Source organism: Pseudomonas sp. URMO17WK12:I12 (assembly GCF_000514395.1).
GTDB lineage: Bacteria > Pseudomonadota > Gammaproteobacteria > Pseudomonadales > Pseudomonadaceae > Aquipseudomonas > Aquipseudomonas mucoides.
Genome location: NZ_AZVV01000005.1, coordinates 244,141 through 267,736 on the forward strand (window position 1 = coordinate 244,141; position 23,596 = coordinate 267,736).

Here is a 23,596-nt window from a genome sequence, read left to right on the forward strand (position 1 = left end):
CGGATCTTTTTTATTCTTGTGATTGAACAGCTGCCGGGTTGCTCACAGCTGTTTTTGCATCAGGGAAACCGCGTTGCGGCTATTCGCGAGCAGGATCGCTCCCACAGGTATTGCACTACCCATGTGGAAGCGAGCCTGCTCGCGAAGCTTTTCAACGATTAATTGGTCTGGGCTCCCTGCACAATCCACGCACCGATCAGGTCACGTTCCTGCTGGGTCATCTGCGTGATGTTGCCCAGTGGCATGATCTGGCTGGTGACAGCCTGAGCCTGGATGCGCGGCGCGTTCTGGCGGATCTGCTCGGGGGTATCGAACATCACACCGGCAGGGGCGGCACTGAACAGCGGGCTGGTCGGTTTGGCCGAGTGGCAAACCGCGCAACGCTCCTGAATCACACTGTGGACCTTGTCGAAACCAGGGCCGGCGTTAGAGGCCTGAGCCGGTGCCGCGGCGGGTGCTTCTGCGGGTTTGGCTTCAGCGGGTTTCAAGCCACCGCCCACAGCCGTTTCCGGCAGCGGTTGGTATTCGATCTTCGCAGGCGCCTTGGCCACGTCCGGGCTGGTCATCGGCGCAGGGCCGGTGACGTAAGCCAGGCTGATCATGCCGACCGCTGCCACGGGCAAGGTCCAGGCAAATTTGTGGCTGTCGTGGCGGGTGTTGAAGTAGTGACGCACCAACACCGCCAGCACTGCGATCCCGGCCAGGATCAGCCAGTTGTATTGGCTGCCGTAGGTGCTCGGGAAGTGGTTGCTGATCATGATGAACAGCACCGGCAAGGTGAAGTAGTTGTTGTGACGCGAACGCAGCAAGCCTTTGGCTGGCAGTGCCGGATCCGGCGTGCGGTTCTCGGCAATCGCCGCGACCAGTGCGCGTTGCGCCGGCATGATGATGCGGAACACGTTGCCGACCATGATGGTGCCGATGATCGCGCCGACGTGCAGGTACGCGCCACGACCGCTGAACACTTTGCTGAAGCCGTAGGCCGCACCGATGATCAGCACGAACAGGATTGCGCCTAGCAGGGCAGGGCGTTTGCCCAGGGCCGAGTCGCACAGGAAGGAGTAAATGAACCAGCCGGCGAACAACGAACCGATACCCAGCAGGACCCCTTCAGGGCCGGTCAGGCTGCTGCCCGGTGCCAGCAGGTACAGCGTCGGGTTGGAGTAGAACACCACACACAGCAGCGCGATGCCTGACATCCAGGTGAAGTAGGCTTCCCATTTGAACCAGTGCAGGTTGTCCGGCATGGTCGGTGGAGCCAGTTTGTATTTTTCCAGGTGATAGATACCGCCGCCGTGGATCGCCCACAGATCGCCCGCCAGACCACTTTTCGGGTTGACCCGATTGAGGTTGTTTTCCAGCCAGACGAAATAGAACGACGCACCGATCCAGGCCACGCCAGTAATCATGTGAACCCAGCGCACGCTCAGGTTCAGCCATTCCAACAGATGTGCTTCCACAGTCTTTACCTCTCGCCTGTCACTCTGTTGTCGAGTGATCAGACCTTCTCTTATTGGTGGGGGGCGAGGATCAAACGCTCATCCTCTTTGAAAAAATGCTCATCGCAGTTATTGCCTGTGCCACTGCGATCAACCACCAGGAAGTCATCCCGCTTTTCGATCGTCAGCACCGGGTGGTGCCAGACGCCGCGATGGTAATTAATGCCCTGCCTGCCGTTGGTGACGAAGGCGCGGACCAAGCCTGATACAGGTTCATCGCCAAGTGGCGCGACCACGATCAGAAAAGGGTTGCCGAGCAGCGGAATAAACGCCTGGCTGCCCAGCGGGTGACGCTCCAGCATGCTGACGGTCAGCGGCATGTCCTGCGCGTCGGCGCGGAAGATGCTGATGATCGCGTTGTCCTCTGGTTTCGCGGTTTCCACCGTGGCCAGTTTATGGAAGCGCATGGTCGAACCGTTGTTGATCATGAAGTGATCGCTGCCGTCGGTTTCGATCACGTCACCGAAAGGGGCGAAGGCTTCTTTGGTCAGCGGTTCAATCGTCAGTGTGCGCATGCTGTTCTTATCCGAATTCTGTGTTGTTGGTTCTATCGTCATCGCTGGCAAGCCAGCTCCCACAGGTTGTGTGTACACCACAACTCCTTGTGGGAGCGGGCTTGCCCGCGATTAGAGGCGGCGCTTATTTAGCGACCTTGCCGAGAATACGCAGGCGGCTCACACCCCCATCCGGGAACACGTTCAGGCGAATGTGGGTGATCGGGCCCAGCGCCTTGATCTGCTCGGCGAAGGTGTGTTCGGCGTGCATTTCCAGTTTCTGCGCTGGCAGCAGTTCGCGCCAGAACAACGATTGGGTTTCGATCTGGCTGTCGGTGCCACCTTTGACGAATGCGCCTTGGATCGAGCAGGTGTCCGGGTAGTTGCCCTTGAAGTGCAGGGTGTCGACGATGACTTTCTCGACTTCACCGGCATGGCCCAATGCGACAATCACCCAGTCATTGCCCGGGGTACGACGACGTGCAGTTTCCCAGCCGTCGCCCATGTTGATGCCACGGCCAGGGTTGAGGATGTTGCTCATGCGACCGAAGTGTTCGTCGGAGCAGGCGAGGGCGCGGCCACCATTCAGGGCGGCGGCCAGGTCGATTTGCTCATTGTCGCCCACCGCGGACCAGTCGCGGTGCGGCACGCCGTACACGCGCAGACGGGCCACGCCGCCATCCGGGTAGATGTTGAAACGCAGGTGGCTGAACGCCTGATCGTTGTTGATTTCGTGGAAGTGGTGGCTGTTGCCTTGCAGCTCGACGGCCGACAGCACTTCAACCCACTGGGTGTTTTCAGTCGGCTCGCCTTCAGCCAGGAAACAGGCTTCCAGGGAGGCCGACGGCGGGAAGTTGCCGGTGAAGAATGAAGTGTCGATGTCCACGCCTTTGATCGAGCCCGGTACACCGAGGCGAATCACGGCGCTGTCGTAGCCTTCGAAGCGCTTGCGGCGCGACTCCCAGCCGTCCATCCACTTGCCGTTGTCATCGAACACGCCTTCTTTCCACACAGCCGGGGTCGGCTGGAACAGGCGGTTGGCATCAGCGAACCAGTCATCGGTGACCGAGATGATTTTGGTGCCCAGGCGGGCGTCGGCCAGGTTGACGAACTTCTCGAAAGGTACGGCGTAAGCTTTCATTCTTCTTGTCTGCCTTTAATAAGTTGGCTTGGGATGCTTGCAGCGCCTTGGGCGATTGCTGCGTTCAATTTCGCCCGGGCTTTTTACAAGGGCTGCTCGCTATAGGGTCAGTAAACGGAACAACGCAATCTTGTTGATCTCTGCCAGCGCGCATTTGAATTCGGTCTCTGCCGAGTTGTGAATGCGCGTTTCGAACGCCGCGAGGATCTGATGCCGGTTGCTGCCTTTTACCGCCATGATGAAGGGAAACTTGAACTTGGCTTTGTAGGCGTCGTTCAGCTCGGTGAAGCGCTGGAACTCTTCGGCCGTGCATTGGTGAATACCGGCGCCAGCCTGTTCGTTGGTGCTGGCTTCGGTCAGTTGGCCCTGGACGGCGGCTTTGCCGGCCAGGTCCGGGTGAGCGTTGATCAAGGCCAGTTGGCTTTGATGATCGGCGCTCAACAGGATGTCGCTCATGCGCTGGTGCAGGGTTTCGATTTCGTCGATCGAGGCGTCCTGGCCCAGGTCGAAGGCCTTTTCGGCCACCCATGGCGAATGTTCGTAGATGTCGGCGAAGGCGGCGACGAATGCATCGCGGCTCAGGCTCGATGGCTTCAGCGTTTGAAAGGTGCTCATTGGGCAGCCCCTTGGTACGGGTGGGTTTCGTGCCAGTGGCGAGCGATGTCGACGCGACGGCTGAACCACACCTGTTCATGACTTTTAGCGTATTCGATAAAGCGTTTGAGCGAAGCCAGACGCGCCGGACGGCCGATCAGGCGGCAGTGCAGGCCGATCGACAGCATCTTCGGTGCTTCGGCGCCTTCGGCGTACAGGACGTCAAAGGCGTCCTTGAGGTATTCAAAAAAGTCGTCGCCCTTGTTGAAACCCTGAACCTGGGTAAAACGCATGTCGTTGGTGTCCAGCGTGTACGGGATCACCAGGTGCGGCTTGCCGGTCGGATTGTTGGGTTCCCAGTAGGGCAGGTCGTCGTCGTAGGTGTCGCAGTCGTAGAGGAAACCGCCTTCTTCCATCACCAGGCGACGGGTGTTCGGTCCGGTGCGGCCGGTGTACCAGCCCAGCGGGCGTTCACCGGTGATTTCGGTCAGGACGCGGATCGCTTCAAGCATGTGCTCGCGTTCCTGCGCTTCGTCCATGTACTGGTAGTCGATCCAGCGGTAACCGTGGCTGCAAATTTCATGGCCGGCATCGACCATCGCGCGGATCACGTCCGGGTGGCGCTGGGCGGCCATGGCGACGGCGAAGATGGTCAGCGGAATATCGAATTCCTTGAACAGTTTCAGAATCCGCCAGACGCCGGCACGGCTGCCATACTCGTAAAGGGATTCCATGCTCATGTTGCGCGCGCCTTGCAGCGGCTGCGCCGAAACCATCTCGGAGAGGAAGGCTTCAGATTCTTTGTCGCCGTGCAGGATATTGCGTTCGCCACCTTCCTCGTAATTGAGCACGAAAGACAGAGCGATGCGGGCATTGCCCGGCCAGTGTGGGTGAGGAGGGTTACTGCCGTAACCGATCAGGTCGCGTGGGTAGTCAGCGCTCACTGCAGTCTTCCTTCTTGTTCGTTGACAGGTTGTGTGGCGCCTGGCGGTGAAATGACAGGCTGGCGTCACAGCGATGGGCTGATTGTATACAACTTTATATTCGATTTGTAAGCCTGAATTTCTGCATTTTTCGCGAACTGTCATGAATAGCTGGTATTGCAAGAAACCTGCCTGACTGGTCAGCTATAGGAAAGAAGCTCCGCTGATCGTATGGCGTGGCCATAAATTTGCCGCAGATTCCCGACTGGCGGGCATGGCGGGAAATATGTCGTTTTTATTGTGTACAATTTTTTTTAAAAGTGTCTTAATCAGTCGCTCGCCGCAGTGATTCGTGCTCCGAATCGGTGCGGTCTCCTTTTCAACTGACTTCGGGAGGCGCGAGGCCTGACTGCTCCACGCAGGCAGGCGCGCAGAATCAATGGGACGTTTGACTACACACGTTTTAGACGCTGCACACGGTTGCCCGGGCAGCTCGATCAAGGTCGAGCTGTACCGCGTTGAAGGTTCGCACCTGGAATTGGTCGCCAGCGCGACAACCAACAGCGATGGCCGTGTCGATGCACCGCTGCTGCAAGGCGATGACTACCGCACCGGGGTCTATCAGGTTCAGTTCCATGCGGGCGATTACTATCGCGCCCGTGGCGTTCAGTTGCCCGAGCCGGCGTTTCTCGATGTAGTGGTGCTGCGTTTCGGCATCTCTGCGGAACAGGATCACTACCATGTGCCGCTGCTGATTTCGCCATACAGCTATTCCACGTATCGCGGCAGCTGATCCCCCAAGCAGCTGCCTCAACCTGGAAGCGACTGCGCATATAGCTTCTTTGGTCTTTCGCCCGCTCACACTGCGGGCTTTTTTTATCTTGTGTTCGGCACGGATACCTTTGGGCTGCACCCCGCTGTCGGAAGGCGAGGTGCGCACGTTTCGCTATCAGCGTTCCTTGATGATAAACACCGAAGGACGTCCAGCGAGCAGGTGCTGGACACCGCCTATGAGCCATACCACATCACCCTTCGCATCGGCGGCAACCAGCGACTGGTGGGCTTCGGCGCCGACTCGCGTCTTCAGCAGAGGGTCGTCAAGCTCTGGAATGGACGGCGGCAGGATTTCAATCGCATCGGTCTCCACACGTCCCAGTTTCAAAAAGTACACCTTGTCGTGATTAGGCCTTTTAAATACCAGTGTTGGGGGCGTGAGCTGAACACTCTCTACGTGTGCGGGAAGAAAGACCTTGTAACCGCTGTGGCCCAGTATCGAAGCGAGCAACAACGAAAGTCGCCCCGGCGCGTTGGGCAACTCGACGTAGAACTGCCAGGCATGAGTGCCCTCGGGGTTGAAGTTCAACTGCTGTAAGGGCGTCACGGAATCCGGAGTGTGTAATTCGACGATTCGTCTGGCGCCATCATTGCCGGACGCCACAGGCAACATGTCCAAAGGGTCGCCGAGCCGCGGCACGCCCAGTGTCGAGTTGCCCTCCCAGTAGCGAAAGGTCTGCTTCATTCGGGCCAAACCGCTGCCGTTGAACTCCGCCGACTCGCTGGATAGCTCGAATAGTCGCTTGGCGACAGCGCGGGATGTCGGCTCGGTGAAGCCTTTGTAAACATCCGCAACCTGTTGCGTCAGTGTTTTTTCGAAGAGCCGAGCAGCACCGTCGACTTTCCGGGTATTTGTACCGGCGTGGTAGCTGGTGGCGACGGGTTGCAACGAAGGTGCTTCCTGCAACATGCGCTCGAAGGCCTCGAAGCGCGAGGGCGCAAATCCCGGGTGTTGAATGAAAACGAGGGGGAGCTGATCGGCCATCGGCCCCTTTGGCACGATCGGATAATGCAGTTGGCCGATCATTATGGATTCCACCGAATCAGGCTTGGTTATTTTCCCCCAGGAGGCCCATAAATACGGGTTGTCATTCAAGGTGGCAGCAGGAGGGTTGTTATCGGCCACGGGATTGGCCGCCTCGACCTGTTCGCCCAGGCGAGGACGCTTGCCTGGCATGGGGCCTGAATCTTCGGCGTCTGAGGCTGGGGTGTTGGTTGCCTTGCGTTGCCAAAGTGTCATCCCTTCAATATTTTCGAGTAACGGGCCCGAAGGGATCAATTCGCTCGTCGAGGAGGCCTGATAGTGGCCGTCCGTATTTTTGCGGACCATGACCGCGCCTTCTTCCGTCACGTCGACATAGGTTCTTTTCAGCTTGTCGTAACGAAGGCCTTTGGCGTCGGGCTGCGTCAGTTTGTCGGCCAGGTGCCGAGGAATGATCTCCAGCGTTTCCGACCTCGCGGGTACGCTTGCGATGGGAAGGACCATGCCCTCGCGAGTGATTCTCCACTGTGGCTGGCCAGGCACCTTCGTGAGGACCGGGCCGGGTTGGCCCGGGGCAAATGGAAGGGGCACCTGGTAGTCGCCCCTCGCGTTTGCCCTGATCAGAAAAATGCCTTCCTCTCCAATATCGGCGTAAAGCTGTTGCTGGCGGCTCATGAAAAGCCCGGTGTCGGCGATGTTGAATAGTTCGTCGACCTTGTTCCGAGGCCAGGAAATCATGCGGGTAGCCATCTCGGCATCGCTTGTAGCGTTAGCCGGCATGTCGTGAACGACGACAGGCTGACGAGGCAAGGTACTGTGCGACGAACCTGGCACGTTGACGTCGGAAACGGGATTGGCGTCTCCCCGCGATGTGCCAACCGTTGCGGCGTGATTGTCTCCTCGTACCCGGCTGTCTTCTGACGAAGACCTTGGAAGTGTTGTCGAGGAGTCAGGCGTATTGGACGTTGAAACTCTTTTTGGCGGTTTGGCCATCGGACGTATTCCTGGATGTTTATATAAGTGGGTAATGTTTAAACAATAAGTATCGGAGGCCCGATACCGGGCGTTTGATAATGGGGGCCGGCCGACCCTGGCCACATCATCCTCAGGAGCGCGTCTGGGGGAGGACGATGAAGTGCCAGGCGTATTGGGGCTGGGGATTTTCTCTCTTGAGAAGGCACGGCCCCGGAAAACACGGTGGTTAGTTTTGATTGGATCAGCCGTCGAGAGGCTATAGATATGTATAGGGTGTGGCGGTATTTGCTACAAAAGACGTCCGCCTGATCCTGAGGTTTGATGTCTTGTGCTAGTGCTATAAACGTTTGCAGTTGTCTAAAAGTATCCGCAGATCGGCGGCGCTTACCGGAGGGGTGGAACGGGTGCCTAACTCTATCAACTCATAACAGTGTGCGAGTTGGTGGGCGCACCGGTGTAAAGGCACCAGGTCGGCGTAAAGGATCGTGCGGGACTTGTCTGTATCAAGTATCCAGCGACGGTCCGTCACGTTGTAAGACAGACTGCCGGCAGTACCGTCTCTCAGGGCTATGTTTCGAACGACGAGGTCTTCCATTTCCAAGGCCCTCAGTTCTGCCAATAGGGCGCCTTCGTTCAGAACGTCACCTTTGAAGTACCGGCCATCCAGTGAGTCAATGTAGACCTCGTCGAAATCCAGATCGATTTTATAGACAACGCCATCGGGCGTGATGACCCGTATCTGATCGATCAAATCTTGTGGGTCGTTGTAGCGCGGAAGGTGGATAACGGTATGTCCGATCAGCAAACAGTCGTCCACTCGTTTGATTCTGGTGTAAGCGAGGCTCGTTGCATCGAATTCCCAGGTAGACGCCGAAGGCGATTTGAGGATGGCGTTCGCTCGAGCACCTGGCGTTGAAATGCCTAGCGTCATTTCGGAGCTGAGGTGGACAAGGTACGTCGAGCCGCCACCCTCCAGATGTTCGATGGTTGTTTGTTCAGGGTAAGCGACCAGTTTGACGCACTTCTCTCGGTCGCCCAGCTGATGGGCTTCGTTGTCCAGGGGCTGACAATAAATAGACGTTCCATCTCTGGCCGCCAGTGGCAGCGGCACTTGACGGGTGCGCTCCATTGGACCGTTTATCTCGAACTGATCGTTGGAAAAAACCGAATCGGGCAGGGAGGGGGGGGCGACTCTATACGAAACACCGTCATTCATGATCAGAAGAACAGGTTGGTTCAACACGTTGGAGGGGCGCGTCAGTCGGCTTGTGATTCTCTGGTCGCCGCCCCCGATAGAACTGGCGAGGTTGTTGATAGTCAATCGCTGACTGTCAAAGTGAAAGGTCACAGCGCATTCTTTATACAGGATGCGATCAAAGTCACGTTGGCGTATCAGGTCTACCTTGAAGTAAGCCTCGACCCGCGTCAGTTCATGGCTGGCATATTCCAGATAAAGGGTTGCCAGCGTATTTATGCTTCGTTGTTTTACTGTCAGGACCGTATGGTTATTGAGTCGCGAAACAAAATAACTCGTGTTCTCGTCATGTGCGATCGTGTATTCGCGGTTGTAAAGTATCACCGGGTTTTGAGTTTTTCCCTGCTGGGTAATGACTGTTTCAATTTCGAGGGAGCCAGCAGTCTCGATGGTTTCGGGGAGTTCAGGCATCAAATGAAACCCGTCCTTTGTAACGAACGTCAGTTTCCTGTTCTGCAGTTGCCGTCGATTGTTGGCTGTTTTATAGACGCCCTTGATGTAGACATCCCTCTCTTTAAGATCGTCGAGATCAAAGCCTGAAGTGATGACCAGTTCGTGATTGTCGATTTTCCAGCTTTTTATCAGGTCCATTCTCCAGTCAAGTGCAATGACGCTCTCGTCCACGCCATCTTCAGTAATGAATACGTTGCCGGACTTATGGGACACCGTGTAGTGATCCTTTCCGGGACCACCAGAGGCACTACCTTCATTGTTCAGGAGATAGATTTTGTCATCCCCGGCGCCCGCCTCAATGGTGTCGCGCCCGCGCGATTTGATGACATTCGGACCGCCTGTACCGATGACCCTGTTTTGCGCACCGGCCAGGGTTTCAACGTTCTCGATGCTCTCCAGAAGCGTGTGCCGATAGTTGAAATGGCCCTCGTTGGCCTGGTCACGGGTAATGATGGACAGTCGTCCATCGTTCAGATCGATGAAATACCCGAATCTTTGCCGGTTGCCCTCAAGGTAGCTTCCGGTAACGACTAGCGTATCGCTGCCCAAACCACCTTTCAGAAGCGTGGGCAGAGGGTCTTTTGGACCGTTTTTGAGAAGTTCGGCGGCGCCTTCGAAGATGAACTCATCGTCTTTCTCACCCCCGGTCAGTTGCTTGATGCCTGCGCCGTAATAGAATCTGTTTGGCTTTTTTTCAACACCCACGATGGTGTCGTCGCCGCCCCCCATAAACCACACCGCACCTTTGTTTTCTCCTGGCGTTCCGAACTCGGCGCCGGGCATGTCGTCAGTCACACCGTCCCGAGCATCAATCGTGTCGTTACTATGAATGACGTGCGGTTTCTGTACGGTTTTATATAGGTACTGTTGCGCCTCCCAATCGAAGCTAGGCACCTGTGTCGGCTTTAACTCGACCTTGAACTTGCCGTTTACAATGACTTCTGTACTGTCTTTTAATTTTCCTTCCAGTAATTTTCGAGCGGTCGCTTGTAACAGTCTCGAATGCTCAACGGTTGATTTGGCAATTGCATGGCGGGTTTGTATGTTGTCGTCCGGGGTGATTCCCCAAAAGGCGAACCAGCCCGTGCGCAGGCGCTCATGGGTAGTAAGTTCAATGTAATCATCGATATCGTCGACAACGCGTACCGCCGCATAGACCTGAGAACCTGCCACCAGCAGAAGTCCGGCCGTCAGCCCCACCGGGCCGATAAAGGAGAAGCCTGCCAATGCGGCAGCACCCAGAATCAACGTCATGGCCGCGCTGGTCACGCTCAAGCCAGCGGCGACATAGTGATCAATGGCTTCTTTGCCTGTGGTTGCCGCGGCGCTATTAAAGGATTTGATGGCGGACATGACATCGAAGGGCAATGTCAGTGCGCTCGCGATCAGACCCGCGCTACGCCCCAGTCGAACGCCGAAGCTGGTTTTGGCAAAATCCCCGTAGGCTTTTTGCCCAGCGTCGATCATGTATTTTGCTTGCTTGGTGACCGCCACTTCGACGGCTAATGAAGTGACTTCCGCTGAAGTGCTGAGGCTGTTGAATACGACTTCGCCATGATCTTTTCTTGCAATGGCGTCTTGCAGGCCGCGCAGACCGCTGTAAATGCCGAAGGCCTGAAGCCCGGTCCCCATGCTGACCATGCTGCTACTTTTGATCCGATTCACCCAGGGAGGTGTGGTTTTGGACAAGTGCGCGTGGCGTATATCAAGCCTCTGCGCCGCGTTCAGCAGCTTGTCCAGTTTCTGGCGGTACTGTTCAGGATCGGCAAGTAGATCAGGTAATTCTCTTAACAGGGGCGGAGCCGTTAGTGGGCGTTGAGACGCCATTTCAAACAGCAAGGAAGGCAGGGCGTAATCATCCCTGGCGCCGGTGAAGCGCATACGCGCTTCAATAAACACAGGGTCAAATTGCAAGGCGTTGATAAAAGACCGCTTGGGGTGCCGAAAGAACGTGTTTTGACCGTTCAATCCCTGACCATTTGAGGTCGCGCCCAGTGCATCCAGTGCGCACCGGGTGATCGAATGGGCGCCTATTTTTATAGGGCCGAACAACTCATCAATGACGCGTAGCTGGCTTTTATTGGCGTTTGTTTGTTGCGGGGCGGAGGCGATGCTTACTTTGTCGAAATCAATAGTGGTTGGGGAGTGCTCATTGGCCTGCAGGTTAATATCCGTCACTTCGACAGCATTGTAGTGATCGGGATCGGGGGATTGGAAAACCATTGCCATAGGAACTTCCTTTTCCTGGCGTTGTGTGCAAAATCGCAGTGCCATGGTAGGAGGAGTTCTGAAAAGACAACGATATATATGTATATCGCGTGTTGCGGTTTGTTGCGGGGCGTGGTTGAAGTGTTGCCATCCTTGGCAATCAATTCTTAGTGCGGTGGTGTTAATAAACGCCTGTTGAGTTGAATCGCCGGGTTAATACGATCCGATCAGTGGTTGCTTAATAAGGAGGCCGCGCCCGCTCCACTGAAAAGTCCTGCGCTCACCCGGTTAAACCAACTTTGTCCTTTGCCACTGCGTAAATACCTGGCTGCACCATGAGCGCCCAGCCCATAAGCCAATTTGCACAACAGATCGAGCACGGTCCAGGTCGCAATCATCACCAGCAACTGCGGCAAAAACGCTTGTTCCGCGTTCAAAAACTGCGGTAAGAAAGCGGCAAAAAACAGAATGTCTTTCGGATTGCTCGCACCCAGCACAAACGCTCGGCCGAACAGCGCACGAAAACGTGGCACCGGCGCCGCCTGAGGCACTTCGGCACCCACCGATGGCTGACGCGATTGTTGCCAGCTCTGCCAGGCGAGGTAGAACAGGTAGAGCGCGCCGACGATTTTCAACGCGCTGAACAACTGTTCCGACGCCAGCAGCAAGGCGCCCAGACCCAGCGCGGAAGCACTGAGCAAGCAGATCGAAGCAATCACGCCACCGAGAAATGCTGGGTAAGAACGGCGCAAACCGTAATTCAGACTGTTGCTGATCATTAGCAATGACAGGGGCCCAGGGATCAGGATTACCACCAGCGCAGCGCCGCTGAACAGCAGCCAGGTTTCCAGACTCATCACTTTCCTCCATTTGTGCAAAAGCCCCACCCGGTGGAGTGAGGCTGTTTTGAAACACTGTTTGTGAAACGTAGGCGGCTTACAAGAAAATGAACTTGGCGATGAAGATCGCGCAAAGCACCCACAAGCTGACGGAGATTTCCTTGTACTTACCGGTGCCGGCCTTCAACGCCACGTAGGTGATGAAACCCAGCGCAATACCGTCAGCGACCGAGAAGGTCAGCGGCATCATGATCGCGGTCACGATGGCCGGAATGCTGTCGGTTGCTTCGTCCCATTCGATGTGCTTCATACCGCCCATCATCAGCATCGCCACATAAATCAGCGCGCCGGCGGTGGCATAGGCGGGAATCATGCCGGCCAGTGGTGCGAAGAACATCGCCGCAATAAATAGCACACCCACGGTCACGGCGGTAAGACCTGTCCGACCACCCGCGGCAACACCCGCGGCACTTTCAACATAACTGGTGACCGGCGGAACACCCACAATCGCACCAAAGACGCTGGATGCACTGTCGGCTTTCATGGCGCGGGAGAGGTTTTCGATCCGCCCGTCGGCGCCGACCAGGTTGGCGCGCTGGGCTACGCCCATCAGGGTGCCGGCGGTGTCGAACATGTGCACGAAGAGGAACGCCAGGACCACGCTGATCATGCTGACGTTGAACACGCCGGCCAGGTTCATCGCCATCCAGGTCGGGGCCAGGCTCGGCGGGGCCGACATGATGCCCTCGTAGTGCACCAGGCCCAGGCCCCAACCGGCCAGGGTCACGGTGATGATGCTGATGAGGATCGCGCCGAACACTTTGTGGTAGCTGAGAATGGCGATCATCAGGAAGCAGATGGCGGCGAGCAACGGGCCGGGTTCGCGCAGGGAGCCGAGTTTGATCAGGGTGGCCGGGCTATCGACGACGATGCCCGCAGTCTTCAGGCCGATCAGTCCCAGGAACAAACCGACGCCGGCGCCCATGGCGAAGCGCAGGCTCACGGGAATGCTATTCAGCAGCCATTCGCGAATCCTGGAAAAGGTCAGGATCATGAACAACACACCGGAGACAAACACCGCGCCGAGGGCGGTTTCCCAGTTGTAGCCCATGGTGCCGACCACGGTGTAGGTAAAGAAAGCGTTCAGGCCCATGCCTGGTGCCAGGCCGACGGGCCAGTTGGCGTAGAGGCCCATCAACAGGCAACCCAGTGCGGCGGCGATGCAGGTCGCCACAAATGCGGCGCCGTGATCGATCCCGGCGTCGGCCATGATGTTAGGGTTGACGAAGATGATGTAAGCCATGGTGATGAAGGTTGTCAGACCGGCAATCAGCTCGGTCTTCACCGTGGTGCCATGCAAGGTGAGTTTGAAGATGCGCTCAAGCAAGCCATTGCGTAACGGCGGCGAGAGTTCCAGCGTCGATGCTTCGGATTTGCGGCTTTCCACAGCGAGTACTCCTCAAGAGTTTTATTGTTATTTCCAGGACCGGACCCATGAGGGTGGCAGCGGACCTTTGAGGCACTTGCGAATATGTTGACCGGCTGGTCAGGAACTCGCACGAAGTGGATTATGCTTTTGTATACAAAGAAAGCAAATAATGTTTTTGATTTTGTTTACGAAAATGTTGGCGATAGGGATATATCGCCTGTGCGGACCCCTTCGCGAGCAGGCTCGCTCTCACAGTTAATTGCATTTCCCTGAAAGAACTCGGTCACCTGTGGGAGCGAGCCTGCTCGCGAAGGGGCCAGACCCGCCACTAAAAGTGGGCGGCTGAAGCGGTCTGAGGGGAGGGCAGAAACAAATAAACCGGCGCAAGGGCCGGTTTATTTTTGACTGGGGGTTGTGGTGACTGTATCGGCGCCATCGCGAGCCTGCTCGCGATGGCGTCAGTCAGCTCACCACAAAGCCATCAAGCAGCCGCAAACCGCTTGTCCAGATAATCAATGATCACCTTGGACTCATACATCCAAGTGGTCTGGCCATTTTCTTCAATGCGCAGGCACGGCACCTTGATCTTGCCACCTTGCTCCAGCAGGGCCTGGCGATCCTGTTCGTTGTTCTTTGCATCACGCAGTGTCACCGGCACATTCAGGCGACGCAGGCTGCGGCGGGTTTTCACGCAGAACGGGCAGGCGTGGAATTGGTACAGGGTCAGGTCCTTGGCAGCGGAGTTGACCTTGGCCTGAGCCTCGGCGGGGCGCTGCTTCTTGCCCGGACGGGTGATGAAGTCGATGAAGATGATCAGTTGGCCAAGGCCGACACGAAGCGCTTTTACGAACACGTTGAAAGCCTCACGGTGCGAATGAAGAAGGGCGCGCAGCTTACCTGATTTTTTCAGACGAAAAAAAACCGGCGATGAATGCCGGTTTTCTTCGTGCCGCACGTTACTTGATCAGGCTGAGAAACTCGCTGCGGGTGGCGGCGTTTTCGCGGAACTCACCGAGCATCACCGAAGTGATCATCGACGAATTCTGTTTCTCCACACCGCGCATCATCATGCACATGTGCTTGGCCTCGATCACCACCGCAACGCCCAGGGCGCCGGTGACTTGCTGGACCGCATCGGCGATCTGGCGGCTGAGGTTTTCCTGGATCTGCAGGCGGCGAGCGTACATGTCGACGATTCGCGCCACTTTCGACAGGCCCAATACTTTGCCGCTCGGGATGTAAGCGACGTGTGCCTTGCCGATGAACGGAAGCAGGTGGTGTTCGCACAACGAGTACAACTCGATGTCCTTGACCAGCACCATTTCGCTGTTGTCGGAGCTGAACAAGGCACCGTTGGTGACTTCTTCGAGCGTCTGTTCATAACCGCGGCAGAGGTACTGCATGGCTTTGGCGGCACGTTTTGGCGTGTCGAGCAGGCCCTCGCGGGAGACGTCCTCGCCCAGTTGGCCGAGAATCGCGGTGTAATTCTGTTCCAGGGACATGAAACTACCTGTGGGGATTTTCGCAAAGGGCAAGGGTACGGTGGCAAACACGGCGCTGCAAGCATGACGCGACAGCTTTACTCGTCGCGACCTTCCATCATGGTGCGTTTGAGCATCACATAAACCGCCCCGGCGCCGCCATGTTTAGCCTGGCACGAGGTGAAGCCGAGCACCTGTGAATGCTGGCGCAACCACGTGTTGACGTGACTCTTGATCATCGGCCGCTTGCCGTCCAGACGCACGGCTTTGCCGTGAGTGACGCGCACGCAGCGAATTTCGAACCTGGTCGCTTCGGCCAGAAACGCCCAGAGGGTTTCCCGGGCCTTTTCCACGCTCATGCCGTGCAGGTCGAGGCTGCCCTCGAACGGAATCTGCCCGATCTTGAGCTTGCGCATCTGGCTTTCCTGGACACCGTCACGGGCCCACATCAATTCGTCTTCCGGGCCGACATCGATGACGAACTGATCGGACAGCCCATCCACGGTGGTGGCATCGGTACGAATGGTTGCGGCTTGACGCAGCTTGGCGATTTGCGCGCGGTCGGCCTTGGGTTTGCCGGTTTCGGCGCGATCGTGCTTGATCGGCTTGACGCCTTGGATCGCACTTTTGAACAGGGAAAAATCGTCGTCTTGCATGTCAGCCTCCGCGAAGGTCGGCCAGTTTACCCAAGTCGAGGCGCTATCCATAACAATTGAGGCCCGGCAGATGCCAGGCCTCGGTTCAATCGTGTTTTTTCATCAGGTGCGGGGACATGTTCAGCTCACGCGACTGACGCGACCGGCGTCGGCAGCGACGCCACAGCCACACGCCGAGGTACAGCACGAACAGGCCGACCGCCAGGACCACTGCCGCACCGGTGCGGCTGGTATTCAGTTCGCCCAGCGCAGGTGCGTGGCCGAGCAGGCTGGCGGCAGCGGCCATGGCGAGCAATACACCGCACGTTGCCAGCAACGCGGCAAACGCCGCGCCAATACGAAAACGCCAGTTGCGTTGGCCTTTGGGCCGCAAGCGGCGAGCGTCAAAACCATCGGATAACTTCATTCCGACCTTCCTCAATGGGTATCGGCCCTTCGACCGGGAGTTGACCGGGATGTTCCTGAGGCTAAGACAATTGCGGCAAACGAGAGGCTTTTGCAGATGAGCGGCGCTATTGGCCGCTCATCACGGGCCGATCAAATCAGATCGTGAGTGAGCGCGAGGGTGGCGAAGTTGTCCGCCATGATCGCCATTTCGGTCTGCTGAACGTGCTCGGCACTCAGTACGCCGCCCTTGTAAGGCAAGTCGCGCGTGGCGCAGGCGTCTTCCACCAGCGTGCAACGGAAACCCAGGTTCTTGGCGGCACGCACTGTGGTGCTGACGCTGGAGTGGCTCATGAAGCCGCAGACGATCAGGTCAAGGGCGCCGAGGTCTTCCAGGCGTTTGGCCAGTTCGGTGCCGTGGAACGCACTTGGCAGCAATTTGCCGAGGATGGTTTCGTCGGCCTGTGGTTCAAGGCCGGGGATGAACTCACCGCGCTCGCCTTGTGGGTCGAACAGCCCGCCGACCGTACCGAGGTGGCGTACATGCACGATGGGGCGGCCGGCCGCACGGGCAGCCGCCAGCAATTGCTTGATGTTCGCGACGGCAGCGTCCATGCCGCTCAGGGCCAGTGGACCGCTGAGGTATTCCTTCTGGGCATCGATGATGACGAGGGTCGCATGGCTCAGATTGGCTGCTGCGTAACCGCGGCCGCTGAGTTGAAACATCGTTTTTGGAACGGACATTCTGGGGCTCCTTGGAGTGGGGCTTTTGCGACATTGTCCTCTGGCTGAGCGGTTCTGTGAATCGCTACTATCGTAGACGCCGTCATTACTGGCTCTCAGCCTTGTCAAGTTGCGGGTTTTGTTCAATAGCCAGCGGCAAAAAGGGATCGATCCTACATTCGGCCCGGTGTTTTTCCTGCGTCGTCGTGGCGCGTTTTGGCTGTTAGAATCGCCAGTCGTTTTTTCTGGAGTTTGCCGTCGTGATCACTTCCCGCCTTCGTACCCTGCGTGACCATATCCGTTGGGCCGTCAGCCGCTTCCATGGGGAGGATCTGTTTTTCGGCCATGGGACCGACAACGCCTGGGACGAAGCCCGTCAACTGGTGTTGGGTGCCTTGCACTTGCCGTGGGAAATCGCCGACAGCTACCTCGACTGTGCGCTGGAAGATGATGAGCTGGTCAATCTGCAGCGCTTGCTCAAGCGCCGCATCGAAGAACGCATTCCGACCGCTTACCTGTTGGGCGAAGCGTGGTTTTGCGGCATGTCCTTCATCGTCGACGAGCGCGTGCTGATCCCGCGTTCACCGATTGGCGAACTGATTGAAAAACGCTTCGAGCCATGGTTGGGGGCCGAGCCAGCGCGCATTCTCGACCTGTGCACCGGTTCCGGTTGCATCGGTATCGCCTGCGCCTACGAGTTCCAGAACGCCGAAGTAGTGCTGGCCGATCTGTCGTTTGAAGCGCTGGAAGTGGCCAACCAGAACATCGAGCGTCACGGTGTCGATGAACGGGTGTACACGGTTCAGGGCGATGGCTTTGATGGTTTACCGGGTCAACGTTTCGACCTGATCGTGTCGAACCCGCCCTACGTCGATGCGGAAGATTTCGCCGATATGCCGGACGAGTATCAGCACGAGCCGGAGCTGGGCCTGGCCTGTGGCGATGACGGTTTGAACCTGGTGCGCCGCATGCTGGCGGAAGCGGCGGATCATCTGACCGAGAAGGGCTTGCTGATTGTCGAAGTGGGCAACAGTCAGGTTCACGTCGACGCACTGTACCCGGAAGTCGATTTTGCGTGGCTCGATTTCGAGCGCGGCGGGCATGGGGTGTTCATGTTGACGGCTGAACAGTGCCGCGATCATCAGGCACTGTTCGCTTCTCGCGTCTGACTTTAGAAAGCCATCGCGGGCAAGCCTCGCTCCTACAGGTTCAGAATGTGTCGCACCATTCGGGTACGACACAGAACCTGTGGGAGCGTGGCTTGCCCGCGATGGCCGCACGTCGGTCTCAGACGTTTACCGATGCGTAGCAATCCAGATCAACAACCCCGCCTGAAACATCGCAAACGCCACCAGACACGTAATGGTAAAGCGCAGCCCGGCGTCTTCCCGCTTGTACTTGCTGACTTTTTCTTCGTGCGTCTTCAGCTTTACTTCTTGCTCGGCCAGGTTTTGCTCGGCCTGCTGAAGCATCTGCGCCGCTTCGAGAATTTCCACCAGTTGCAGCTTTTCAGTGTTCCACTCGCCCGACAGGTCACCGACCTGCACGTCTTTGACGCTGCCCTTCAAATGCTGGGCATCGGCATACACCACCTCAAAACCATGGGCCTTGAGGAAGTGATCGCGGCGCAGGCGGGTGTCTTCGTTCAGCGCATCTTTATTGTTCAGGTCCGTGCCGTCGACGGTGTAACCGGACCAGCGCTTCTTCGCCCACGTGATGCCTTGAGCGGCCATGAAGCGGCCGATGCCACGGTTCATCGGTTCAATCTGCAAGCCGCTGTCGGGGCCGAAATGCACACGCTTGGCGGTGTGATCGACCCACACGTCGAGGTGATTCTGTTCTTTGCGCACGCGCTGACCGGGCAAGGTGATGCTCATGCGCATCAGGCTCTGCTCCTTGCTGTTGCGTTCGGCATAGCCGAATTCGACAAAGCGCTGCGGTCGCCCGCCGGTGTTGCGGTCTGTTTTCAGCGGCGCCAGACGGAGCATCTTGTGGTGCTCGACGTGGACGTCCGCCCACGGCAGCTCAACCGCTGGCGGTGCGTCTTTTTCAGCGGTGGTGTCGGGTGAAGTCTGGGTATCAGTCATAACGGCGAGATCCTGTCCAAGCCCTGCCGCCAGCCATTGCGCTGGCGACAAAGGCTTATCGGCCGTTTTTGACAGGACTGGAGGGCCAACAGCGCTTAACTGGGGCGAAGTCCGTCAATAAACCCGAGGATGCGGGTGCCAAGCTCGGCCGCCAGTGGCAATTGCGGGTCTTTATAAGAGGCCAATTGCCGTTTGACGTCGTTGGGCACAATGCGCATGACGTGGTTCATGCCTTCGATCAGCGCCAGCTCGGCGTCCGGTTTGGCGGCTTTCAGCAGCCTGGCGTCACCGACTCCAACCTGAATGTCGTTGCTGCCCTGAATGATCAACGCCGGCATCTTCAACCTGGCGAACGCTGCCGCCGGGTCCTGCCGGAACAGAGAAATCAGGTATGGCTGCACACTCGGACGGAAAATCGTCTGAAGCTGCGGCGGCACGTTGTCGTCGGTGTGACCGGCCTTGAGGCTGTCGAGCAGCTCATTGCTGCGCAGCATCAGCGCCGGTGGCAGTTGATTGCTCAACTGTTGACGCAACACCTGATCAACCGGGCGAGCGCTGCCGGACAGCGAGATGACCGCCGCGGCGTTTACACTTGGCGCCGCCAGGGTGGCGATCAAGGCGCCTTCGCTGTGGCCGAGCAGAATCAGCGGGCCGAAACGCGGATCACTTTTCAGCTTCTGGCCCCAGGCTTCGGCATCGGCCACATAGGCCTCTACCGACAGATTGCGTTCATCCGGCGTGGCGGCAAGGCTCGCTGCCACACCGCGTTTGTCGTAACGCACGCTGGCGATGTTGTGTTTGGCCAGCACCCAGGCGAGCCGTTTGAGGCTGTCATTGCGTCCGCCGTCGGTGTTATTGCCGTCACGATCTGTAGGACCGGAGCCGGAAATGATCAGGACGACTGGCACAGGATTGTCGGATTTTGGCAGCAACAGCGAGCCGAAAAGCTCACCGGTGCCGGTATCCAGCGTAATAGGTCGTTGCAGGACGGTGGCCTGCACGTAGCCGGTAAACAAGGTCAGGCTCAAGGCTAAAACTCGCAGCATCATCACGCCATCATTCACAAAGGTGCCGGTTGGACTCGCGGGCACCCATAAGGTTCGAGGATGAACTACTTGGGTAGCCTGCGTATACTGGCGCGCATTCGTATTCAGGTTCTATTTCACGGAGCGTCCTGCATGTCCGGCAATACCTACGGCAAGCTGTTCACTGTCACCACCGCGGGCGAAAGCCATGGTCCGGCGTTGGTCGCCATTGTCGACGGCTGCCCGCCGGGGCTGGAGATTTCTCTGGAGGATTTGCAGCGTGACCTGGATCGCCGCAAGCCGGGCACCAGCCGTCACACCACGCAACGCCAGGAAGCCGACGAAGTCGAAATCCTCTCTGGCGTGTTCGAAGGTCGCACCACCGGGTGCTCCATTGGTCTGCTGATCCGCAACACCGACCAGAAGTCCAAGGACTACTCGGCGATCAAGGATCTGTTCCGCCCGGCCCACGCCGACTACACCTACCACCATAAATACGGTGAGCGTGATTACCGTGGCGGCGGTCGCAGCTCGGCCCGGGAAACCGCGATGCGCGTAGCGGCTGGTGCAATTGCCAAGAAATACCTGGCCACCCAGGGCATCGTCATTCGCGGCTACATGAGCCAGCTCGGCCCGATTGAAATTCCGTTCAAGACCTGGGATTCGGTGGAAGAGAACGCTTTCTTCAGTCCTGACCCGGACAAAGTCCCGGAGCTGGAAGCCTATATGGACCAGTTGCGTCGCGACCAGGATTCGGTCGGCGCGAAGATCACGGTGGTGGCTGAAGGCGTGATGCCTGGCCTCGGCGAGCCGATTTTCGACCGCCTCGATGCCGAGCTGGCCCATGCGCTGATGAGCATCAACGCGGTGAAAGGCGTGGAAATCGGCGCCGGTTTCGCCAGTGTTGCCCAGCGCGGCACTGAACACCGCGATGAAATGACCCCGGAAGGTTTCCTCAGCAACAATGCCGGCGGCATTCTCGGTGGTATTTCGTCCGGCCAGCCGATCGTCGCGCACCTGGCGCTGAAGCCAACGTCGAGTATCACCACGCCGGGCCGTTCCATCGACATTCATGGCAACCCGGTGGACGTCATCACCAAGGGCCGTCACGACCCATGCGTCGGCATCCGCGCTACGCCCATCGCTGAAGCGATGATGGCCATCGTGTTGATGGATCACCTGTTGCGTCACCGTGGTCAGAACGCCGATGTGCGCGTGAGCACACCGGTGCTGGGTCAGCTTTAATGGCTGACCTTAACGCCGCTGCGGTCTGACGAGCGTGGCGGCGCTCCCGTACTGGCGGCTCTCCAGTTTCTATCTGTTCTATTTCGCCTTGCTCGGTTCGACGGCGCCGTTTCTGGCGCTGTACTTCGATCACCTGGGGTTTTCCAGTGCGCGCATCGGCGAACTGGTGGCAATCCCGATGCTGATGCGCTGCGTCGCGCCGAACATCTGGGGCTGGCTGGGGGATTACACCGGCCGGCGCCTGGCCATCGTGCGCTTCGGCGCGGTGTGTACGCTGCTGACGTTCTCGCTGATTTTTGTCAGTAAGACCTACGCCTGGCTGGCGATGGTCATGGCGTTGCACGCGTTCTTCTGGCACGCGGTATTGCCGCAGTTCGAAGTCATAACCCTGGCGCACTTGAAAGGCCAGACCTCGCGCTACAGTCAGATTCGCCTTTGGGGCTCCATCGGTTTCATCATCACCGTGGTGTTACTGGGCCGATTGTTCGAATGGCTCAGCCTCGACATCTATCCGGTGGCGTTGGTGTTGATCATGGCCGGTATCGTCGTCAGCAGCCTGTGGGTGCCGAATGCCCAACCAGTTCAGGGCCTTCGTGAAGCGGGGGACGGGTTTCTCAAGCAATTGCGCAGCCCCGGTGTATTGGCGTTTTATGGCTGCGTGGCGCTGATGCAGATGAGCCATGGCCCGTATTACACGTTTTTGACCTTGCACCTTGAACGGTTGGGCTACAGCCGCGGCGTGATCGGCATGCTCTGGGCAGTTGGTGTGGTTGCTGAAGTGCTGATGTTTTTGGCCATGAGTAAAATCCTCGCGCGCTTCTCGGTGCGCCGGGTGCTGCTGGCGAGTTTCCTGTTGGCCGCCCTGCGTTGGGTGCTGCTTGGTTCGTTTGCCGAATTTCTCTGGGTGTTGCTGTTTGCCCAGGTGCTGCACGCGGCCACGTTCGGCAGCTTTCACGCGGCTGCCATCCAGTTCGTGCAACGTAGTTTCGGCGCACGCCAGCAAGGGCAGGGCCAGGCGCTTTACGCCGCGCTGGCCGGCACCGGCGGCGCATTGGGCGCGTTGTATTCCGGTTACAGCTGGAATGCCCTCGGCGCACCGTTGACCTTTAGTATTGCAAGCCTCGCAGCCCTGGCGGCTGCCGTTATCATTGCCACACGACTGCAAGAGGACAGGCCATGAGCCTTACCCGTGAACACCTCGCCCAGGAAATCATCGACGCCGGGCGTTTTCTGTATGGCCGCGGCTGGTCACCGGCCACCAGCAGCAACTACTCGACGCGTCTGTCGCCGAGCGAAGCGCTGCTGACGGTGTCCGGCAAGCACAAAGGTCAGTTGGGGCTCGACGATGTGCTCGCCACCGATTTGTCGGGCAACAGCCTGGAACCGGGTAAAAAGCCGTCCGCCGAAACCCTGCTGCACACCCAGCTCTACAGCTGGCGCGCGGACATCGGCGCGGTGCTGCACACCCATTCGGTGAACGCCACGGTGCTGTCGCGCCTGACCCCGGAAGATTTCATCGAGTTCGAAGACTACGAACTGCAAAAAGCCTTCAGTGGCGTATCGACCCACGAATCCCGGGTGCGCGTGCCGATTTTCGACAACGATCAGGATATTGCGCGCCTCGCCGCCAAGGTTCAGCCTTGGCTGGACGCCCATCCCGAATGCGTCGGCTACTTGATTCGCGGCCATGGCCTCTACACCTGGGGCGCGCGCATGAGTGATGCGCTGCGGCAGATCGAGGCCTTTGAATTTTTGTTCGAGTGCGAGTTGAAGACGCGCGCGCTCTTCAACCGTAACGCATGAACCGTTAAGGAGTTGCCCTGATGAGCAGCCTGTCCGTTTACCACGTCTCAAGCCCTGAACTGCCGAACAAGGTGCTGACCCATTTTGAAGACATCGCCTCGACCCTGGCCGAACAGGGCGTGCGTTTCGACCGCTGGCAAGCGGCGGCGAAGATCCAGCCCGGCGCCAGTCAGGAAGAAGTGATCGCCGCGTATCAGGAGCAGATCGACAAGCTGATGACCGAGCGCGGTTACATCACGGTCGACGTCATCAGCCTGAACAGCGATCACCCGCAAAAAGCCGAACTGCGCGCCAAGTTCCTCGACGAACACCGTCATGGCGAAGATGAAGTGCGATTTTTCGTGGCGGGTCGTGGCCTGTTTACCCTGCACATCGACGATTACGTCTACGCGGTGCTGTGCGAAAAGAACGACCTGATCTCGGTCCCGGCCGGCACGCCGCACTGGTTTGACATGGGCGAGCATCCGCATTTCGTCGCGATCCGCCTGTTCAACAACCCTGAAGGCTGGGTGGCCAATTTCACCGGCGAAGACATCGCCAGCCGCTTCCCGCGTCTTGAGGACTGA

22 protein-coding genes are annotated in these 23,596 nt (G+C 58.0%); 6 read left to right on the forward strand and 16 right to left on the reverse strand.

What is annotated here, in order from left to right:
• Positions 1 to 158: 158 nt before the first annotated feature.
• The 5 genes from D882_RS0106540 to puuE all read right to left on the reverse strand — a co-directional run bounded on the left by D882_RS0106540 (position 159) and on the right by puuE (position 4,672).
• Positions 159 to 1,460 carry a urate hydroxylase PuuD gene (locus tag D882_RS0106540; protein ID WP_027922488.1) on the reverse strand — a complete coding sequence of 434 codons (1,302 nt, stop codon included), beginning with the start codon at positions 1,458 to 1,460 and terminating at the stop codon, positions 159 to 161.
• A gap of 50 nt (positions 1,461 to 1,510) precedes the next feature.
• Positions 1,511 to 2,014 (reverse strand): ureidoglycolate lyase, encoded by a 504-nt coding sequence (locus D882_RS0106545; RefSeq protein ID WP_008146154.1) that lies wholly within the window; start codon positions 2,012 to 2,014, stop codon positions 1,511 to 1,513.
• 124 nt (positions 2,015 to 2,138) lie between these two features.
• Positions 2,139 to 3,134, reverse strand: coding sequence for an allantoicase (gene alc / locus D882_RS0106550; protein ID WP_027922489.1), 996 nt, complete (start codon positions 3,132 to 3,134; stop codon positions 2,139 to 2,141).
• A gap of 99 nt (positions 3,135 to 3,233) precedes the next feature.
• Entirely contained in the window at positions 3,234 to 3,749 is a 516-nt protein-coding gene (gene uraD, locus D882_RS0106555) for a 2-oxo-4-hydroxy-4-carboxy-5-ureidoimidazoline decarboxylase (protein WP_027922490.1), read from the reverse strand.
• Positions 3,746 to 4,672 carry an allantoinase PuuE gene (gene puuE / locus D882_RS0106560; RefSeq protein WP_008031461.1) on the reverse strand — a complete coding sequence of 309 codons (927 nt, stop codon included), beginning with the start codon at positions 4,670 to 4,672 and terminating at the stop codon, positions 3,746 to 3,748. Before puuE ends, uraD begins: the two co-directional genes overlap by 4 nt.
• Positions 4,673 to 5,090: 418 nt before the next feature.
• Here puuE and uraH point away from each other — a divergent pair, with 418 nt between their 5' ends.
• A complete protein-coding gene (gene uraH, locus D882_RS0106565; RefSeq protein ID WP_007944445.1) occupies positions 5,091 to 5,444 on the forward strand; it encodes a hydroxyisourate hydrolase in 354 nt (117 codons plus the stop codon).
• A gap of 156 nt (positions 5,445 to 5,600) precedes the next feature.
• On the opposite strand, the gene D882_RS0106570 is transcribed toward uraH, so the two are convergent.
• The 9 genes from D882_RS0106570 to D882_RS0106610 all read right to left on the reverse strand — a co-directional run bounded on the left by D882_RS0106570 (position 5,601) and on the right by D882_RS0106610 (position 16,891).
• Entirely contained in the window at positions 5,601 to 7,460 is a 1,860-nt protein-coding gene (locus tag D882_RS0106570) for a hypothetical protein (RefSeq protein WP_027922491.1), read from the reverse strand.
• 319 nt (positions 7,461 to 7,779) lie between these two features.
• Complete coding sequence (locus D882_RS0106575) at positions 7,780 to 11,379, reverse strand: calcium-binding protein (RefSeq protein WP_027922492.1); 3,600 nt, start codon at positions 11,377 to 11,379, stop codon at positions 7,780 to 7,782.
• Positions 11,380 to 11,585: 206 nt separating this feature from the next.
• Positions 11,586 to 12,215, reverse strand: coding sequence for a LysE family translocator (locus D882_RS0106580; protein ID WP_027922493.1), 630 nt, complete (start codon positions 12,213 to 12,215; stop codon positions 11,586 to 11,588).
• A gap of 79 nt (positions 12,216 to 12,294) precedes the next feature.
• Positions 12,295 to 13,644 carry an NCS2 family permease gene (locus tag D882_RS0106585; RefSeq protein WP_027922494.1) on the reverse strand — a complete coding sequence of 450 codons (1,350 nt, stop codon included), beginning with the start codon at positions 13,642 to 13,644 and terminating at the stop codon, positions 12,295 to 12,297.
• 463 nt (positions 13,645 to 14,107) lie between these two features.
• Complete coding sequence (locus D882_RS0106590) at positions 14,108 to 14,479, reverse strand: glutathione S-transferase N-terminal domain-containing protein (protein ID WP_027922495.1); 372 nt, start codon at positions 14,477 to 14,479, stop codon at positions 14,108 to 14,110.
• Between the two features lie 103 nt (positions 14,480 to 14,582).
• Positions 14,583 to 15,128, reverse strand: a complete 546-nt coding sequence (gene folE / locus D882_RS0106595) for a GTP cyclohydrolase I FolE (protein ID WP_003204506.1) — start codon at positions 15,126 to 15,128, stop codon at positions 14,583 to 14,585.
• Between the two features lie 77 nt (positions 15,129 to 15,205).
• A complete protein-coding gene (locus tag D882_RS0106600; RefSeq protein WP_027922496.1) occupies positions 15,206 to 15,763 on the reverse strand; it encodes a Smr/MutS family protein in 558 nt (185 codons plus the stop codon).
• Between the two features lie 85 nt (positions 15,764 to 15,848).
• Positions 15,849 to 16,169, reverse strand: coding sequence for a hypothetical protein (locus tag D882_RS0106605; protein WP_027922497.1), 321 nt, complete (start codon positions 16,167 to 16,169; stop codon positions 15,849 to 15,851).
• Positions 16,170 to 16,300: 131 nt separating this feature from the next.
• Positions 16,301 to 16,891, reverse strand: coding sequence for a cysteine hydrolase family protein (locus D882_RS0106610; protein ID WP_027922498.1), 591 nt, complete (start codon positions 16,889 to 16,891; stop codon positions 16,301 to 16,303).
• Between the two features lie 239 nt (positions 16,892 to 17,130).
• On the opposite strand from D882_RS0106610, the gene prmB reads away from it, so the two are divergent.
• Positions 17,131 to 18,039, forward strand: a complete 909-nt coding sequence (gene prmB / locus D882_RS0106615; protein ID WP_027922499.1) for a 50S ribosomal protein L3 N(5)-glutamine methyltransferase — start codon at positions 17,131 to 17,133, stop codon at positions 18,037 to 18,039.
• Between the two features lie 126 nt (positions 18,040 to 18,165).
• Here prmB and D882_RS0106620 read toward each other — a convergent pair whose 3' ends face one another.
• Both D882_RS0106620 and D882_RS0106625 read right to left on the reverse strand, forming a co-directional pair.
• A complete protein-coding gene (locus tag D882_RS0106620) occupies positions 18,166 to 18,957 on the reverse strand; it encodes a hypothetical protein (RefSeq protein WP_027922500.1) in 792 nt (263 codons plus the stop codon).
• Between the two features lie 95 nt (positions 18,958 to 19,052).
• Positions 19,053 to 20,006, reverse strand: a complete 954-nt coding sequence (locus D882_RS0106625) for an alpha/beta hydrolase (protein ID WP_027922501.1) — start codon at positions 20,004 to 20,006, stop codon at positions 19,053 to 19,055.
• Positions 20,007 to 20,135: 129 nt separating this feature from the next.
• Here D882_RS0106625 and aroC point away from each other — a divergent pair, with 129 nt between their 5' ends.
• From aroC to D882_RS0106645, 4 genes are read left to right on the forward strand one after another with little or no spacing between them, the layout of a single operon-like run.
• Complete coding sequence (aroC, locus tag D882_RS0106630) at positions 20,136 to 21,227, forward strand: chorismate synthase (protein WP_007914036.1); 1,092 nt, start codon at positions 20,136 to 20,138, stop codon at positions 21,225 to 21,227.
• A gap of 34 nt (positions 21,228 to 21,261) precedes the next feature.
• Complete coding sequence (locus D882_RS0106635) at positions 21,262 to 22,407, forward strand: MFS transporter (protein WP_027922502.1); 1,146 nt, start codon at positions 21,262 to 21,264, stop codon at positions 22,405 to 22,407.
• Positions 22,404 to 23,030, forward strand: coding sequence for a methylthioribulose 1-phosphate dehydratase (locus D882_RS0106640; protein WP_027922503.1), 627 nt, complete (start codon positions 22,404 to 22,406; stop codon positions 23,028 to 23,030). Before D882_RS0106635 ends, D882_RS0106640 begins: the two co-directional genes overlap by 4 nt.
• Positions 23,031 to 23,050: 20 nt before the next feature.
• Positions 23,051 to 23,596 (forward strand): acireductone dioxygenase, encoded by a 546-nt coding sequence (locus D882_RS0106645; RefSeq protein ID WP_027922504.1) that lies wholly within the window; start codon positions 23,051 to 23,053, stop codon positions 23,594 to 23,596.

Excerpts from the sequence above, each read along its gene's own strand:
- D882_RS0106575 (WP_027922492.1), bottom strand. The coding sequence starts at position 11,379 with ATGGCAATGGTTTTCCAATCCCCCGATCCCGATCACTACAATGCTGTC.
- D882_RS0106545 (WP_008146154.1), bottom strand. The coding sequence starts at position 2,014 with ATGCGCACACTGACGATTGAACCGCTGACCAAAGAAGCCTTCGCCCCT.
- D882_RS0106605 (WP_027922497.1), bottom strand. The coding sequence starts at position 16,169 with ATGAAGTTATCCGATGGTTTTGACGCTCGCCGCTTGCGGCCCAAAGGC.
- D882_RS0106570 (WP_027922491.1), bottom strand. The coding sequence starts at position 7,460 with ATGGCCAAACCGCCAAAAAGAGTTTCAACGTCCAATACGCCTGACTCC.
- D882_RS0106645 (WP_027922504.1), top strand. The coding sequence starts at position 23,051 with ATGAGCAGCCTGTCCGTTTACCACGTCTCAAGCCCTGAACTGCCGAAC.
- aroC (WP_007914036.1), top strand. The coding sequence starts at position 20,136 with ATGTCCGGCAATACCTACGGCAAGCTGTTCACTGTCACCACCGCGGGC.
- D882_RS0106600 (WP_027922496.1), bottom strand. The coding sequence starts at position 15,763 with ATGCAAGACGACGATTTTTCCCTGTTCAAAAGTGCGATCCAAGGCGTC.
- D882_RS0106580 (WP_027922493.1), bottom strand. The coding sequence starts at position 12,215 with ATGAGTCTGGAAACCTGGCTGCTGTTCAGCGGCGCTGCGCTGGTGGTA.
- folE (WP_003204506.1), bottom strand. The coding sequence starts at position 15,128 with ATGTCCCTGGAACAGAATTACACCGCGATTCTCGGCCAACTGGGCGAG.
- D882_RS0106640 (WP_027922503.1), top strand. The coding sequence starts at position 22,404 with ATGAGCCTTACCCGTGAACACCTCGCCCAGGAAATCATCGACGCCGGG.
- alc (WP_027922489.1), bottom strand. The coding sequence starts at position 3,134 with ATGAAAGCTTACGCCGTACCTTTCGAGAAGTTCGTCAACCTGGCCGAC.
- D882_RS0106610 (WP_027922498.1), bottom strand. The coding sequence starts at position 16,891 with ATGTCCGTTCCAAAAACGATGTTTCAACTCAGCGGCCGCGGTTACGCA.
- D882_RS0106625 (WP_027922501.1), bottom strand. The coding sequence starts at position 20,006 with ATGATGCTGCGAGTTTTAGCCTTGAGCCTGACCTTGTTTACCGGCTAC.
- uraH (WP_007944445.1), top strand. The coding sequence starts at position 5,091 with ATGGGACGTTTGACTACACACGTTTTAGACGCTGCACACGGTTGCCCG.
- uraD (WP_027922490.1), bottom strand. The coding sequence starts at position 3,749 with ATGAGCACCTTTCAAACGCTGAAGCCATCGAGCCTGAGCCGCGATGCA.
- D882_RS0106620 (WP_027922500.1), bottom strand. The coding sequence starts at position 18,957 with ATGACTGATACCCAGACTTCACCCGACACCACCGCTGAAAAAGACGCA.